The organism is Mesorhizobium sp. M0698, from assembly GCF_040320455.1.
Lineage (GTDB): Bacteria > Pseudomonadota > Alphaproteobacteria > Rhizobiales > Rhizobiaceae > Mesorhizobium.
Map to the genome: position 1 here is coordinate 487887 of NZ_JAMYPQ010000002.1, position 15561 is coordinate 503447.

The window sequence follows — 15561 nt, forward strand, 5'->3', positions numbered from 1 at the left end:
ACGCGGTGTCGGGATCGGTCCTAGTGTTTCGTCCTTTGACAGAGAAAAGGACGACCCATGCTCTACGCGATCCTCTGCTATGCCTCTGAAGACGTCGTCTGCTCCTGGAGCAAGGAGCAGGATGATGCGGTCATGGAAAAACTCCTCGGCGTGCAGGAAAAATATGCCCAGGCGGGACGGCTTGGCCCGGTGGCGCGGCTCTTGCCGACGACGGCGGCGACGACGCTGAGGAAGATCAAGGGCGAAGCGGTGGTCATCGACGGCCCGTTTGCCGAAACCAAGGAACAGTTCCTCGGCTTCTACACGCTCGAATGCGCCGACCTCGATGAGGCCGTCGACTTCGCGCGCGAGCTTTCCGAGGTCAACCCGAGCGGCGGCTCCTATGAAATCCGGCCGGTCTCGCTCTTCAATCCCGCCAAGGTTTCCGCATGACCGAACTCGCCTGGATCAGCACAGCAATCAGCACCGCTCGCCCGCAGGTGATGGGGGCATTGCTGCGCTACTTCCGCGACCTCGACGCGGCGGAGGAAGCATTCCAGGACGCCTGCCTGAGGGCACTGAACAACTGGCCGAAAAACGGTCCTCCGCGCGATCCGGCAGCCTGGCTGATCTTCGTCGGCCGCAACAGCGGCATCGATGCGGTGCGCAAGCGCGCCAAGCAGGCGCCGCTGCCGGAGGAGGACCAGATCTCCGATCTGGAGGATGCCGAGAGCGACGTCGCCGAGCGGCTGGACGGCGCGCATTATCGCGACGATATTTTGCGGCTGCTGTTCATCTGCTGCCATCCCGACCTGCCGGCCACACAGCAGATCGCGGTGGCGTTACGCATCGTCTCCGGCCTGACGGTCAAGCAGATCGCCCGCGCCTTCCTCGTTGGTGAAAGCGCCATGGAGCAGCGTATCACGCGCGCCAAGGCGCGTATCGCCGACGCCGGGGTGCCGTTCGAGACGCCGGGAGCGGTCGAGCGCTCCGAACGGCTCGCCGCCGTCGCCGCCATGGTCTACTTGATCTTCAACGAAGGCTATTCCAGCAACAGCGGCGAGGCTTCGGCGCGTGCGCCGCTTTGCGAAGAGGCGATCCGGCTGGCCCGGTTGCTGCTCAGGCTGTTCCAGACCGAGCCGGAGATCATGGGGCTGACGGCGCTGGTGCTGCTGCAGCATGCACGCTCGCCGGCTCGCTTCGACGAGAACGGCGAGATCGTGCTGCTCGAAGACCAGGACCGCAGCCTGTGGAGCCGCAAGATGATCGATGAAGGCCTGGCGCTGGTCGATAAGGCGTTGCGCCATCGCAAGCCCGGTCCCTACCAGGTGCAAGCGGCGATCGCCGCACTGCATGCGCGGGCGGAAAAGCCCGAGGACACGGACTGGAACGAGATCGACCTGCTCTACGGCCTGCTCGAGCAGATGCAGCCGTCGCCGGTGGTGACGCTCAACCGCGCCGTCGCGGTCTCCAAGGTGCGTGGACCGGAAGCCGCACTCGCCATGATCGAGCCGCTGGAGGGAAGGCTTTCCGGCTATTTCCATTTCTTCGGCCTCAAGGGCGGACTGCTGATGCAGCTTGGCCGCGGCGAGGAGGCGCGCGTCGCTTTCGACCGCGCTATCGCGCTTGCCAATACGGCCGCCGAGGCAGCGCATATCCGCATGCATATCGACCGGCTGATGAAAGAAAGCGCCGTGCGGGAAACCGCCAAGACGGCACACTGATTCGCTCTATCTGGCTGGTTCAACAGTCGGACGCCGGCTTGGACCATGCCGGGGTGGCGATTTCTCCCTGAAACGCGTAATGCCACGCCATGACAGCGCCTGGTATGCCGACCGGCAGGGAACCGGTATGGCGAAAAGCTTGGACCGACGCCATATGAGCGACGGGATCTGAAAGGGACGAAACGAAATGACGATTGCGAAGGAAACGGCCGGGCTTCTGGCGAAACTGGGCGTTGCCGAGGGCGCGCTTACGGGCGGCGACCTCATCGTGCGCAGCCCGGTGACCGGCGAGCAGATCGCCGCGCTGAAGACCATCTCGCCGGCCGATGCGGCAACGACCATCGACAAGGCCCACAAGGCTTTCCTGGCGTGGCGGCAGGTGCCAGCTCCCAAGCGTGGCGAGCTGGTGCGGCTGCTCGGCGAGGAATTGCGCATTCACAAGACCGAGCTTGGCCGGTTGGTATCGATCGAGGTCGGCAAGATCCCGTCAGAGGGTCTTGGCGAAGTGCAGGAGATGATCGACATCTGCGATTTCGCCGTCGGTCTTTCCCGGCAATTGTACGGCCTGACCATCGCCACCGAGCGTCCCGGCCATCGCATGATGGAAACCTGGCATCCGCTCGGCGTTGTCGGCGTCATTTCGGCCTTCAACTTTCCGGTGGCGGTATGGTCGTGGAACGCGGCACTTGCGCTGGTCTGCGGCGACGCGGTGGTGTGGAAACCGTCCGAGAAGACGCCGCTGACGGCGCTCGCCTGCGAAGCGATTTTTGCACGCGCGGTAAAGCGTTTTGGCACGGACGCGCCGCAGGGCCTGGCGCCGGTGCTGATCGGTGATCGCGCCGTCGGCGAGATCCTGGTCGATCATCCCAGGGTGCCGCTGGTCTCGGCCACCGGCTCGACACGCATGGGCAGGGATGTCGGCCCACGGCTGGCGAAGCGCTTTGCCCGTGCGGTGCTGGAGCTCGGCGGCAACAATGCCGGCATCGTCTGCCCGACGGCCGATCTGGACATGGCGCTCCGCGCTATAGCCTTCGGCGCCATGGGCACGGCCGGCCAGCGCTGCACGACGCTCAGGCGCCTGTTCGTGCATGAGAGCGTCTATGACCAGCTCGTTCCGCGCCTGAAGAAGGCTTATGAGAGCGTCTCGGTCGGCAATTCGCTGGAGACAAGCGCTCTGGTTGGCCCGCTGATCGACAAGGCTGCCTACGAGAATATGCAGAAGGCGCTGGAGGAGGCGGCTTCGCATGGCGGTAAGATAACCGGCGGAATGCGGGTCGAGAACGGTCACCCCGAGGCCTACTATGTGCGTCCGGCGCTGGTCGAAATGCCGCGGCAAGTTTCGCCGGTGACGGAGGAAACCTTCGCGCCCATCCTCTATGTGATGAAATATTCGGACTTCGACACCGCGCTAGAAGAACACAATGCGGTGGGAGCGGGGCTGTCATCCTCGATCTTTACCCGCGACCTGCAGGAATCCGAGCGCTTTCTTAGCGTCGACGGATCGGACTGCGGCATAGCCAACGTCAATATAGGCACGTCAGGGGCCGAGATCGGCGGTGCCTTCGGTGGCGAGAAGGAGACCGGCGGCGGCCGCGAGTCGGGGTCCGATGCCTGGAAGGCCTATATGCGGCGCGCCACCAATACGGTGAATTATTCCAAGGCGCTGCCGCTTGCGCAGGGCGTGTCGTTCGACATCGCTTGAAAAGCCAGACCTCCGTCGCGGCGGCGCCAAGGCTGCCACGACGGCGGTCGGCTCGCGGTTCAGCTAGTTTCGGAAGTTACAACACAATTGTCGAAGGCTGCATCGATGATGGCGAGCTTGACCGCCTGGGCGGTCATGTATTCCTGATAGAACTCGCTCGACACCCACATGACCGAGTGACCGCGCTGGCCCAGCCAGCCGATGCTGCCGAGTTCCTCGGCATCGCGCAATTTGCGTGACAGGTGAGTGCGGGAAAGCTTGAGCCAGTTCGCGAAATCTCCGATTGAGACGACACCGGTCGGGATTCGGTCCAGGTCGGCATGATCGGGGTCGACGCCGGACATCAGCCAATCCATGACGATGCCGCCATTGTCGAGCCAGGTGAACAAGGAAAAAGTCTGTTTTGGCTGCCGCACGGCATGCGACGAAAGCAGGCCGTCGGCCACCAGCGGCTGCAGTTTGGCGAGCACATCCGGTTGTACGACGAATGCAGCCAGTCGAGATCCACCGTCCAGGCTGTCCAGCGTTTTGAGATGAGCCATGACCCAGCCGGCAACCGTCTCCAGAGTGCCCGCGGCCGGCTCAAAGGGGCGGATGCGCCCATATTTAATCGGCAGATGCCGGATGAAACCGTAATGCAGCATCTCCTTCAGGAAGGCATCGGCGGTGTTGCGGCTGGCCACCGAATGCCGGCAGATGTCGTCCATGAACCGTGCGGACGTAAGTCCCTTGCGATGATCATCCGGCTCTCGATTGAAATACAAGCCAAGGCCGATATGGGCCATCAGCCAACGCTGTTGCGTGGCGAATACGGAAGCCAGCCGCGGGTTCGCTTCATAGGTCTGGAGAAGCGTCCGCGACTGAGCCTGGACATGGCGACGCAGTGCCGGATGGCTGGCAATGTCTTCAGAAACCAGCGCCATCCCCGCCGAGCCCAACCAAATTTGCAAGTGGAAAATGCCGATCACAATTTCAGCCTTCGCGGGTCGTGTCCAGAGCCGGCGCATTAGGATACGAGCTGAATCCCGTCGGCTAGTGGGCTGAATTCCGCGACTTGATCGCCGAGGCCCCTGATTTCGCTGCAGAGGGCCAGCCCGCTCGAACCCACCAACGATGACTTCGCCTGTCCAGCCCGTGCTCCCGCCGATGGCGACGCGGAACCAACACAAGCTTTGCTCGTTGAAGAACGCTGATTGGACTGAGACAGTGAGGGACTACAAAATGGAGAATGGCCTTTTCGCCACGCCGCCTGCAGCTTTCCGGCAAACAGAGTCGGTCTGGCCGCGGGCGCTCAGGTGGCTGTTGCGCCGGGTGCGCAGCGCCTCCGACAGCTCGGGAACCATGTTGAAGCCAATCCTCTCCGGACCCGAGGATGACAGCGGGCCTACTCCGCCTCGACGCGCTTGAGGCTGACCGCGCTGCGATCTTGACGCCAAAAATGACCGCTCACATATCCTTTTAGGGCCGCGCCGCAGCCGACAACCATGACCGCTTCGAAGGCCTGCCACGGCGGCGTGTCCGCCTGATGCAGCAGGCGAGAGCGGCAGTGCCGCGTAACGGCGGGAACCATCGGGCATGCTTGGCTATTAGATACAGGCGGCTGCTGGTCTGCCGGGCCAGGAGCCATTGCTATGATCATTAATCCCCCACCGGAAAGCGCCATCCCGGCATCCGTTCCGTCGGTCGATCCAAAAGCCGCCCCGACGCTTCGCAATGCCGAAGCGGAGGTCTTTTATATCGAAGCGATCCGCGAACTTGTCGCGACCGGCATCCCCTTTCTCGTCGCCGGCACCTATGCCGTAAGCGCCTATACCGGGATCATCCGCCAGACCAAGGATCTCGACATTTTCTGCAAGGCCGGCGACTGCCCGCGCATCCTCGCCCATTTTAAGCAGATCGGCTACGCCGTCGTGGTCGAGGACGACCGGTGGCTCGGCAAAGTGTTCAAGGGCACCCATTTTTTCGACGTCATTTTCGCCTCGATGAACGGCACAATGCCTGTCGACGACCAGTGGCTGGAGCACGCCCGTCAGGGCGAATTGCTGGGCAGCCAGGTGCGGATCATCGGGCCCACCGAGCTTATCTGGTCCAAAAGTTTCATCCAGGACCGCGGTCGCCACGATGGTGCCGACATCTCGCACACCATCCTCAAGGCCCACGACCAGATCGACTGGCAAAGGCTGCTTTCCTACATGGAAGTTCATTGGGAAGTTCTGCTGATGCATCTCTTGAACTTCCGATGGATCTATCCGACGGAGCGTGGCCGCGTGCCCGCCTGGCTGCTCGACGAGCTGCTTGATCGGCTGGCCAAGCAGCGCGAATTGCCACCTTCCCGGATGAAAATCTGCCGTGGGCGCATGCTTTCACGAACTGACTATGAGATCGACGTCAACGACTGGGGTTTTGCCGACGTCGGCGGTGAAGGAGAACATAGCAATGGCTGACGAGCTCGAAACTGCTTCGCCGAAGGCGGAAAACGGCAGCGCACTCAAAGTCGCCGCCATTGGCGATCTGCATGTCGGCAAGGAGGACCAGGCCTCGTACCGCGATCTTTTCGGCGAGATGTCGCGTGCAGCCCAGGTTCTCGTGCTGACGGGCGACCTTACCAATCTCGGCAAGCCTCGGGAGGCCGAAATCCTTGCCGAGGAACTGCGTGCCTGCACGATCCCGGTCGTCGCCGTACTTGGCAACCACGACTATGAGTCAGGCGCCGTCGAGCAGGTCACCGACATTCTGCGCCAGGCGGGCGTTCACCTGCTCGACGGCGAGGCGACGGAGATTCACGAGGTCGGGTTCGTCGGGGTCAAGGGTTTCGTTGGCGGTTTTGGATCGCGCATGCTCGGCTCCTTCGGCGAACCGGCGATCAAGTCAATGGTGGCGGAAAGCGTGAACGAAGCGATGCGGCTTGAAAACGCGATGAGGCAGGTCCGCGCCAAACGCACGCTTGTCGTTCTGCACTACGCGCCTGTCGTCGAGACGGTCGAAGGCGAGCCCCTGGAGATCTTCCCGTTTCTCGGTTCGTCACGCCTGGCCGAGACAATAGACCGGTTCCAGGTCAGCGCGGTGGTGCATGGCCATGCGCATCGCGGCGTCTACGAGGGCCGCACACCGGGCGGGGCGTCGGTCTATAACGTTGCCATGCATGTCGCCAAGCCGACCGGCCGCCCCTACGCTGTGCTCGAAATCTAATAGGCTAGATGTTGAACGCCCGCTTCGGCGGAATATCGTTTTCATCCGGATTGGGAATGGGGTCCTCGTCGGGGAGCCTGTCGGGGTCCGGCTCACGCACGGGCTTGGGATCGGGGATGGGAGGCGGCGGCACCGGGGTCGGGGTTGGCTCGGGTGTGGGAATAGTGGCCATCGTGATCATCTCCTCTTGGCGCAGAACAACGCAATGGGTCAGCTGGTTCCCGCCTTCTGGTCAGCCCATCTCCGGATTCGCCTGTCTGCTGCCCGACTTGCTTGATCGCAGCAGCAGAGCAAGCGGAACGAGCAGGGCGGTTGCCACCGCGCAGTAGCGGAAGACATCGACATAGGCGAGCAGCGTGGCCTGGCGGGCGATCAACTGGCCAAGCCAGCCGATCGCCTGCTGCTTCGCCTCGACCATCGGCGAACCCTGGGCGACGAAATGCTCGGTCGCCTGCCGAAGCGCCTGCTGATAAGCGGGCGACGACTGCACGGTGTGGCCGACCAGATTCGATTGATGGATCTGGGAGCTTTGCGCAATGACGGTGTTGGACAGCGAGACGCCGATGCTGCCGCCGATATTGCGCGCAACGTTGATCAGCGCCGATGCCTGGTTGGTCTTCTGCGGGGGCAGGCCGACATAGGCCGCGGTCGAGATGGGAATGAACAGGAACGGCAGCCCGACCATCAGGAAAACACGTGCAAAGGCAAAGAAGCGGAAGCTGGCGTCCGGGGTGAGCGAGGTCATATGCCAGAGGGCCACTGCGACCACCGACATGCCCATCATGATCAGGTATTTGGGCTGCACGATGGTGCCTACAAATCCGGACACCGGCATCAAGATCAGCATGGCGATGCCGCCCGGCATCATCGAAAGGCCCGAGAGCGTCGCGGTATAGGCAAATGTCGTCTGCTGCAGCTGCGGCACGATCTGGGTGGTGCTGAACAGGATAGCACCGACCGCCATCATGACCAGGAAGGCTGTGCCGAACTGGCGCGTGAACAATAGGCGCATGTCGACGACCGGATCGCCGCGACTGAGTTCCCATGGAATAAGCAGCAGGAACGCGATCGCGGAAATCACTGCGAAAGTGGTGATGAAATCCGAGGCGAACCAATCGTAGCGCTGGCCCCGGTCGAGAAAGATCTCCAGGCACCCCAAGGCAATCGCCACCAGGACGAACCCGACCCCGTCGATCTTCAGGCCGCCTTCCAGCCGTTCCTTGCGTTCGCGTTCGAGTACGTCCGGTTCGACCAACAGCCATTGCACCAAGGCCAGCGACAGGATGCCGAACGGCACGTTGATGAAGAAGATCCAGTGCCAGGAGAAATGGTCCGTCAGCCAGCCGCCGATCGTCGGCCCGACCGTCGGTGCGACGATGACGGCAATGCCGTAAAGCGCGAAGGCCTGCGAGCGCTTTTCAGGCGGAAAGGTGTCGGCAAGGATCGATTGCTCGCTTGGCGCCATGCCGCCGCCGCCGAGGCCCTGAAGGACCCTGAACAGGATGAGCAGTTCCAGGTTGGGCGCCAGTCCGCACAGCAGCGACGCGACGGTGAAGGTCGCGACGCAGAGCATGTAGTAGCGCTTTCGGCCGATGACGCTTGCCAGCCAGCCGCTGACCGGAATGATCACCGAGTTGGCAACGAGATAGGTGGTAATCACCCAGGTGCTTTCATCCATTCCGGCCGCCAGGCTGCCGGCGATGTCGCGCAGGGCGACATTGGCGATCGAGGTGTCCAGCACCAGCATGAAAGTGGCGATGGAGACGACGACGGCGATGAGCCACGGATTGTGTGTCCCGGCGGCGGATCGGCTTTCGCCCTGATTTCTGGCGGTTTCGCCGTTCATCGCACCTTGACCGTCGGCACCACCGACAGGCCTGGCCCGAGAAGCACATCCGGCGGCTTGTCGAAGACGATCTTGACCGGCACGCGCTGCACCACCTTGACGTAATTGCCGGTGGCATTTTCGGCCGGCAGGAGGCTGAAGGCGGTGCCGCTGCCGGCCTGAATGCTGTCGACGCGGCCATGGAAGGACTTGTCCGGGTAGGCGTCGATGTCGATGTCGACCGGCTGTCCCTGCCGCATCAGATCGAGCTGCGTCTCCTTGAAATTGGCCTTCACCCAGACCTCGTCGGGAACGAACATCATCAATACCTGGCCGGGTTGGGCGTAGGTGCCCTTAGCGGCGGAAATGCTCGTTGCGCGCCCGGCTGCGGGTGCTGTGATAGTCGTGCGCGACAGCGTCGTGCGGGCTTGCTCCTGGCTGGCCTTTGCCTGCTCGAGCTGCGCCTCGGCGCTCCTGGCCTGTGCCTGCAAGACCGAAACCTGGCTTTTTGCGGAGGCGACATTGGCCTCGGCGCTGTCCAGCGCGGCCTGGTCCTGACGCAACGTCGATGCCGCCTGCTGCGCCTGCTGCTGCGTTGCTGTGCCCCTGGCCAGGAGTTCGCGATTGCGTTGATCCTCGGCCTTGGCGAAATCCAGCGCTGCCTTGGCCTGTGCAACCTGCCTCTGGGCAGCGTTTACCTTTGCGTTTTGAGCCTCGATCTGGGCGGCGACATTGACGATTTCGGCCTCGGCCGCGGCGACGCCGGCGTCGGCCTGCTTCAGGTTTGCCTGATAGTCGCTGTCGTCGATACGCAGGAGGACATCGCCCGCCTGTACATGCTGATTGTCGGTAACCGCCAGCTCGGTAATGCGGCCGGCTATTTGCGCACCGATCGTCACTGTGCGCGCATCTATGAAGGCGTCGTCGGTCGATTCGTACTGGCGAGCGTTCAGCCACCAGATCGCGATACCTGCCGCGACGAGCAACAGCGCAAGCGCGATGGCTGCGGCCGCATAGGGATGGCGCCTGGGAAAGCCGAGCAGACCGGCCTTTCGTTGCGAGGCATTCCCGTCGGGTTTTTCCTGCCGGGGCTCTGCCGATCGCTCACGAGATTCTCGAACCGGGGCCGGTTGCTCCCGGGTTTCATTTACAGGCTCGACGTCTTGTTCGACGCGTTGAGGCTTCGTGTCCAACGGAATTGCTTTCAAGACTGATATTGCAGCCGCCGAAGCGGACGCAAAGCCAAACGGCAAGCTTCCGCAAAAGTTCCTGTCCGGAAACGGGTTCGGTTAACGGGTCGACATCGAACACAGGCGGGGGCGCGTCGGAATTCGAGCGCCGCTTCACCGGGCAGGTGATCCGTACGCCTCATGTTGCGACGGTCCGGCCTTGTCAGCGCTCCATGGCGCGATAATTGCTCATGTAGGCGTGGGCGAATTCACCTGTCGACAGGAGCCGACCATGAAACATCAAACACTCGACCAACTGCAGGCCGTCGCGGAAGTTGAGTCCTTCGCGGCGTATCCGGCGATGACTCGAACCCAGCGGATTGAACGTTGGGCGGAACTTCTCGAACAAAATCCGACGCGATGCCTTGGGGCGCTTCCAGGCACCGAATATATGAACAGGGAAGCGCGTGACAGATCGCGTGGCGCTGGGACGCCGCTCACTGTCGCCTTCGAGGATCCGGTTCTGCGTGCCATGGGCCTCAGCGATGATACCTATGGTGAGGCAAAGCGCTTCTTCGAACTGAGCGACCGGCAGTTGCACCAAATCGTCTGCCATTGCCATGTCGGCGCTACGATGCAAGCGAGATGGGCCGCTGCCAGGGTGCGCGGGATAGTTCGCGGCAACAGATTTGTTGCCTGGATGAAGGGCTTGATCGTGCATTGAGGCGGTACGAGGAACGGCGGAACACGCGTTCTTTCCGCGCCGTGGAGAGCGCTTCCGAACTTGGAAGGGCTCGTGCCCCGTCGGGCCGCGCAGATTGTGAAACTCCTCGACGCTTGGCTGCGCCTTGTCGCGGCCATGCGTGCGTCCTTGATGTGAGAATTTGAGCTGGCCCGCCGCAGGTGAGGGCCTTCGTCTGACCGGCGGTCGAGCGCCGTCCAGGCCTGCCTGCGCGGCTACTAACGACGAATGATCCTGCGATCGGGGAAGATCCTGCGACCTGGCTAAACTAGCGATCGATTTCTCCGAACACGATGTCGAGCGAGCCGATGATCGCGGCAACATCGGCGATCATATGGCCTCGGGACAGGAAATCCATCGCTTGCAGGTGGGCGAAGGAAGGTGCGCGGATCTTGCATCGGTAGGGAATGTTGCCCCCGTCCGACACGAGGTAGACGCCGAATTCACCCTTCGGCGCCTCGACGGCGGCATAGACTTCACCGCTCGGCACGCGAATGCCTTCGGTATAAAGTTTGAAGTGGTGGATCGTCGCTTCCATCGAGCGCTTCATCGTGGCACGCGGCGGCGGCGTGATCTTGCGGTTCGGGATCGCGACCGGCCCCTGACCTTCTGGTGAGCGCAACATTTCCAGACATTGCCGCATGATCCGGACCGACTGGCGCATTTCCTCCATGCGGACGAGATAGCGGTCGTAGCAGTCGCCATGCTTGCCGACTGGGATATCGAAATCCATCTCCGAATAGCATTCGTATGGCTGCGCCTTGCGCAGGTCCCAGGACGCGCCCGATCCGCGCACCATCACGCCGGAAAAGCCCCAGGCCCAGGCATCGTCGAGGCCGATCACGCCGACATCGACATTGCGCTGCTTGAAAATGCGGTTCTCGGTCAACAGCTCTTCGAGATTGTCGCAGACCTTGAGGAACGGATCGCAGAACTTCCAGATGTCGTCGAGGAGTTCCGGCGGCAGATCCTGATGCACGCCGCCGACCCTGAAATAATTCGCGTGCATGCGGGCGCCGGACGCGCGCTCATAAAAGACCATCAGCTTCTCGCGCTCGGCGAAACCCCAGAGCGGCGGCGTCAGCGCGCCGATGTCCATGGCTTGCGTGGTGACGTTGAGGAGGTGCGATAACAGCCGGCCTATTTCGCAGAAAAGCACGCGGATGAGCTGTCCGCGTTTCGGAACCGATATTTCGAGGAGCTTCTCGGCGGCGAGACAGAATGCATGCTCCTGGTTCATCGGCGCGACGTAGTCGAGCCGGTCGAAATAGGGCAAGGCCTGCAGGTAGTTCTTGTACTCGATGAGCTTTTCGGTGCCGCGATGCAGCAGGCCGATGTGGGGATCGGCGCGTTCCACGATCTCGCCGTCGAGTTCGAGCACCAGCCGCAGGACGCCGTGAGCGGAGGGATGTTGTGGCCCGAAATTGATGGTGAAGTTGCGAACTGCAGCCTCGGCCATGACAGTCCTCCGCGATCGGGCGGCCTTCGTTTCCGTGCCGGAGCCGGCTTGTCCGCTTTCAGCCGCTCACGTCGTCGTCTGGATGATCAGCGTCAGCGTGCCGTCGCCGTCGATATTGGCCGCCACGACCTGCGTGGAATTAAGCCCGTTCGCCGCCAGCGCCGATGCCGCCTGCGGGGATGCGTCGATCGAACTTTGCAGGATGCGCAAATCCTCGGCGCTGGTCTGGGTGACGACGGCCTCCGCCTGTGCCTTGATGTCAGGAGGCAGATCCTCCATCGCCACGATTGTCACTGCGGTGAAATTCTGGGCGGAGAAGGCTTGGTCAGGTGTAGTCTGGTCGGGAGTGGTCCCTTCGGGCGTGGCTTGCTCTGGCAGGGTTTGCGGGGCCGTCGGCGGGACAGGGGCAAGCTCTGGTCCCACGGATTGCGCATAGACCGGCGAGGCAAGGGCCAGCGCCGAAAGTGTGGCAATTGTCGTCGATAGGCGCATGGCCGTTCCTTCCGTTTGCTCAGCGGACGATCAATTCGGTGACGACAAAACCATCGTGTCGAAATATGGTTCCGTGACCGAGGTGATGTCTTGCCGAAAGCCGTGATTGTCGCGGAAAGCAGGGCGCGAAATCCGGCGTTGCCTGTCTCAGGCAGCGGTGTGGCTGCGATCGGGCTGCGGCCAGCGCTGCAACGCCTCACGGCCCTGAGCGGTCAGTTCGTAGATCCCGCGATCGGTGCGTGCGAACCAGCGATACACATTGTGCAGCAGGATCTTAGGCGCGTTCGGCAGGTTGGGCTTCAAGTCACGCGGCCGCTTTGGGCCGTCGGCGAGGGCTGCGGCGCATGCCAGCGCCTGCTGGCGATAAGCGGTCATGATCGGCGCACGCGAGCCGCCGCCGGCGACAGGATCGCCCTGCCGACGCCGATGTTCGTCAATTAGCTTCGAGCGGCGCCGGGGATCGCGACGCGGAGCCAATGCCGTCGGGCTGAGCAGCACCTGAACCTCGCCGTTCGGTCGCACGCCAAGCAGGCCAAAGCCGAGCCGACGGCAGAGATTGCGGTATCTCACATCGCTCTCACGGCCCTTGCCACGGGCCGACATGCATGCCGCTAGCCAGACCTCGTCGCTTGCCGCCATACGGTCGACGCCCTGGAGGATGAGCTCGAGATTGAACTTCAGCTTGAGCTCGCAGATGACGACGATCGGTGGAGAGTCGGCACTCAGCGCCAGCAGATCGCAGCCGCCGATCTCGCCCTTGACCATAAATCCCAGGCCTTCCAGGAAGGCCTTGACCGGGCTGTAGAGTGACGTTTCGAGCATGGGCCTTTGTCGGCTGCGAATCATCCCGCCGATCGGCGGTTCAGCGCGATGATCGCTCCTTGCCGTTGAACAGGAGGTAAACGACGGCCAAACAAGTGGTCAGAGCCGTGCCATGGCCGCTTGCCAATTTGGTATGCTGGTATAATGTGTACCTAAGGTAGCATGCTCCGCGTAGCTGCGCTGTGCTGGACATCCGGGCGCCCGAGACATCGTCCACGGCATCGTCATTTGAGCGGCGGCTCTCCTGCGTTCTCTAATCCGCCAACCGGCGGCAATGTGCGTACAAGTCAATGGGATGACGATCGGCAGGGCCGTCGTTGGAATTCAGGAGTAACGGACACATGACAACGATTGCGCTGTTTGGTGCGGGCGGCAAAATGGGTTACCGCCTGTCGACCAATTTTCGCGGATCTCCCTATACGATACGCCATGTCGAGGTCAGCGACGCCGGCCGCGAGCGGCTTAAGTCGGGCCTCGGCATCGATGCCGTCAGCGCCGATGAGGCGCTTGATGGCGCCGATGTGGTGATCCTGGCGGTGCCGGACACGCACATCGGCAAGGTCGCGGCGAGTATCGAGAGCAAGCTTGCATCAGGCACGATGGTCGTCGTGCTCGACGCCGCGGCACCTTTCGCCGGGCATTTGCCGAAGCGGCCGGACCTGACCTATTTCGTCACCCACCCGTGCCATCCGCCGATCTTCAACGACGAGACCGACATGGCGGCGAAGAAGGACTATTTCGGCGGCGTCAAGGCCAAGCAACACATGGTCAGCGCCTTGATGCAGGGACCGGAGGAAGATTTCGCCAAGGGTGAGGCGATCGCAAAGATCATCTGGGCGCCGGTCATGCGCTCGCATCGCGTCACGGTCGATCAGATGGCGCTGCTCGAGCCCGGCCTTTCTGAAACGGTGTGCGCCTCGCTGCTCGTCATCATGAAAGAGGCCGTCGACGAGGTGGTGGCGCGCGGGGTCGACAAGCAGGCGGCGCTCGACTTCCTGCTTGGGCATATGAACGTGCTTGGCGCCGTCATCTTCGGCGAAACCAAAGGCGTGTTCTCCGACGCCTGCAACAAGGCGATAGAGTTCGGCAAGCCGGTACTGATGCGCGACGACTGGAAACGGGTGTTCGAACCGGAGGAGATTGCCGCGAGCATTCAGCGCATCACTTGAGGGAGCGCCGACGCGTCTTCCGGAACATGTCACCTGAAATTGTCATTGACTCATTATACCAGTTGGCTTAGCTGTTCGATGGATCGGACCGTCAAGCTTCGCAGCAGGCTCAGGGCTGGATGAGTGGAGGATAGGGGGAGCGATCCGTCGAGGTGAAGCCGGCCAAGGGCTTGTGAATCTGACGCGACCCGCCGCCTACGGCCGGCTAACGAAATCGAATGCATATAGCCTTGGGACAAGGCACGAATTTTCAACGGGAGGAATACATGAAACTGACACGCAGAATGACGCTTGCGGCTTTTGCCGGCATGCTGGCGCTTGGTACCGCCGCACCCGCCTATGCGGCGGATCTCATTGCCATCATCACGCCGTCGCATGACAATCCGTTCTTCAAGGCCGAAGCCGTCGGCGCGGAAGCCAAGGCCAAGGAACTCGGTTATGAAGCGCTGGTGCTTGTCCATGACGACGACGCCAACAAGCAGTCCGAGCTGATCGACACGGCGATCGGCCGCGGCGCCAAGGCGATCATCCTTGACAATGCCGGCGCCGACGCCACGGTCGCCGCTGTGCAGAAGGCCAAGGACGCGGGCGTTCCTTCCTTCCTGATCGATCGCGAGATCAATGCCACCGGCGTTGCCGTCGCGCAGATCGTCTCCAACAATTATCAGGGCGCCCAGCTCGGCGCACAGGAATTCGTCAAGCTGATGGGCGAGAAGGGTAATTTCGTCGAGCTCGTCGGCAAGGAATCCGACACCAATGCCGGCATCCGCTCCAAGGGTTACCACGACGTCATCGACGACTATCCGGACCTGAAGATGGTGGCGCAGCAGTCGGCCAATTGGAGCCAGACCGAGGCCTATTCAAAGATGGAATCGATCCTCCAGGCCAATCCCGATATCAAGGGCGTGATCTCCGGCAACGACACGATGGCGATGGGCGCTTATGCGGCACTTGCCGCTGCCGGCCGCAAGGACGTCATCGTCGTCGGCTTCGACGGGTCGAACGACGTGCGCGACTCGATCACCTCCGGCGGCATCAAGGCGACAGTCCTGCAGCCGGCCTTCGCGCAGGCGCAGATGGCGGTCGAGCAGGCCAACGACTTCATCAAGAACAAGAAGTCTCCGGCCGAGGAAAAGCAGCTGATGGACTGCGTCCTGGTCAATGGCGACAATGCCGCCAAGCTGGAGACATTCGCGCTCACCAACTGAGCCGGTGTAACATCAGCAGCAAGGGACGAGCCTCCGGTTCGTCCCTTGCTTCCATTTCGCCCTTTCTTCCATTTCTTTGGG

15 protein-coding genes are annotated in these 15561 nt (G+C 62.3%); 8 read left to right on the forward strand and 7 right to left on the reverse strand.

The window, feature by feature from the left end; all coding sequences use genetic code 11:
- Positions 1 to 57: 57 nt before the first annotated feature.
- The 3 genes from NKI16_RS06960 (at position 58) to amaB (ending at position 3405) form a co-directional block, all read left to right on the forward strand.
- Positions 58 to 432 carry a YciI family protein gene (locus tag NKI16_RS06960; protein WP_023675462.1) on the forward strand — a complete coding sequence of 125 codons (375 nt, stop codon included), beginning with the start codon at positions 58 to 60 and terminating at the stop codon, positions 430 to 432.
- A complete protein-coding gene (locus NKI16_RS06965) occupies positions 429 to 1703 on the forward strand; it encodes an RNA polymerase sigma factor (RefSeq protein ID WP_023675463.1) in 1275 nt (424 codons plus the stop codon). The genes NKI16_RS06960 and NKI16_RS06965 overlap by 4 nt, the downstream gene beginning before the upstream one ends.
- A 187-nt stretch (positions 1704 to 1890) precedes the next feature.
- Positions 1891 to 3405, forward strand: coding sequence for an L-piperidine-6-carboxylate dehydrogenase (gene amaB / locus NKI16_RS06970; RefSeq protein WP_352783470.1), 1515 nt, complete (start codon positions 1891 to 1893; stop codon positions 3403 to 3405).
- A gap of 59 nt (positions 3406 to 3464) precedes the next feature.
- On the opposite strand, the gene NKI16_RS06975 is transcribed toward amaB, so the two are convergent.
- Positions 3465 to 4328, reverse strand: coding sequence for a hypothetical protein (locus NKI16_RS06975; protein WP_352783496.1), 864 nt, complete (start codon positions 4326 to 4328; stop codon positions 3465 to 3467).
- A gap of 708 nt (positions 4329 to 5036) precedes the next feature.
- Between NKI16_RS06975 and NKI16_RS06980 the strand changes: the two genes are divergently transcribed.
- Positions 5037 to 5849, forward strand: coding sequence for a nucleotidyltransferase family protein (locus NKI16_RS06980; RefSeq protein ID WP_352448162.1), 813 nt, complete (start codon positions 5037 to 5039; stop codon positions 5847 to 5849).
- Positions 5842 to 6594 (forward strand): metallophosphoesterase family protein, encoded by a 753-nt coding sequence (locus tag NKI16_RS06985; protein ID WP_352783468.1) that lies wholly within the window; start codon positions 5842 to 5844, stop codon positions 6592 to 6594. The genes NKI16_RS06980 and NKI16_RS06985 overlap by 8 nt, the downstream gene beginning before the upstream one ends.
- A gap of 4 nt (positions 6595 to 6598) precedes the next feature.
- Here the strand turns inward: NKI16_RS06985 and NKI16_RS06990 are convergent, their stop codons facing one another.
- The 3 genes from NKI16_RS06990 to NKI16_RS07000 are packed head-to-tail and all read right to left on the reverse strand — an operon-like array spanning position 6599 to position 9405.
- Positions 6599 to 6766 (reverse strand): hypothetical protein, encoded by a 168-nt coding sequence (locus NKI16_RS06990; RefSeq protein WP_084640998.1) that lies wholly within the window; start codon positions 6764 to 6766, stop codon positions 6599 to 6601.
- Positions 6767 to 6826: 60 nt separating this feature from the next.
- The gene (locus tag NKI16_RS06995) at positions 6827 to 8440 is read right to left on the reverse strand and encodes a DHA2 family efflux MFS transporter permease subunit (RefSeq protein WP_352783466.1); all 1614 of its coding nucleotides are present in this window, start codon (positions 8438 to 8440) and stop codon (positions 6827 to 6829) included.
- Complete coding sequence (locus tag NKI16_RS07000) at positions 8437 to 9405, reverse strand: HlyD family secretion protein (RefSeq protein ID WP_352586631.1); 969 nt, start codon at positions 9403 to 9405, stop codon at positions 8437 to 8439. Before NKI16_RS07000 ends, NKI16_RS06995 begins: the two co-directional genes overlap by 4 nt.
- A gap of 475 nt (positions 9406 to 9880) precedes the next feature.
- Here NKI16_RS07000 and NKI16_RS07005 point away from each other — a divergent pair, with 475 nt between their 5' ends.
- Entirely contained in the window at positions 9881 to 10312 is a 432-nt protein-coding gene (locus tag NKI16_RS07005; protein WP_023675469.1) for a hypothetical protein, read from the forward strand.
- A 286-nt stretch (positions 10313 to 10598) separates the two neighbouring features.
- Here NKI16_RS07005 and NKI16_RS07010 read toward each other — a convergent pair whose 3' ends face one another.
- The 3 genes from NKI16_RS07010 to NKI16_RS07020 form a co-directional block, all read right to left on the reverse strand.
- On the reverse strand, positions 10599 to 11789 hold the full coding sequence (locus tag NKI16_RS07010) for an NADH-quinone oxidoreductase subunit D (RefSeq protein WP_023675470.1): 1191 nt from the start codon (positions 11787 to 11789) through the stop codon (positions 10599 to 10601).
- Positions 11790 to 11855: 66 nt separating this feature from the next.
- Complete coding sequence (locus tag NKI16_RS07015) at positions 11856 to 12281, reverse strand: hypothetical protein (protein ID WP_023675471.1); 426 nt, start codon at positions 12279 to 12281, stop codon at positions 11856 to 11858.
- A gap of 147 nt (positions 12282 to 12428) precedes the next feature.
- Positions 12429 to 13103 carry a DUF2161 domain-containing phosphodiesterase gene (locus NKI16_RS07020; RefSeq protein ID WP_352577760.1) on the reverse strand — a complete coding sequence of 225 codons (675 nt, stop codon included), beginning with the start codon at positions 13101 to 13103 and terminating at the stop codon, positions 12429 to 12431.
- A gap of 341 nt (positions 13104 to 13444) precedes the next feature.
- On the opposite strand from NKI16_RS07020, the gene NKI16_RS07025 reads away from it, so the two are divergent.
- Complete coding sequence (locus tag NKI16_RS07025) at positions 13445 to 14272, forward strand: phosphogluconate dehydrogenase C-terminal domain-containing protein (RefSeq protein ID WP_352586635.1); 828 nt, start codon at positions 13445 to 13447, stop codon at positions 14270 to 14272.
- Between the two features lie 266 nt (positions 14273 to 14538).
- Positions 14539 to 15480: a D-ribose ABC transporter substrate-binding protein gene (locus tag NKI16_RS07030; protein WP_023675475.1), complete on the forward strand. Its 942-nt coding sequence runs from the start codon at positions 14539 to 14541 to the stop codon at positions 15478 to 15480.
- Positions 15481 to 15561: the final 81 nt, after the last annotated feature.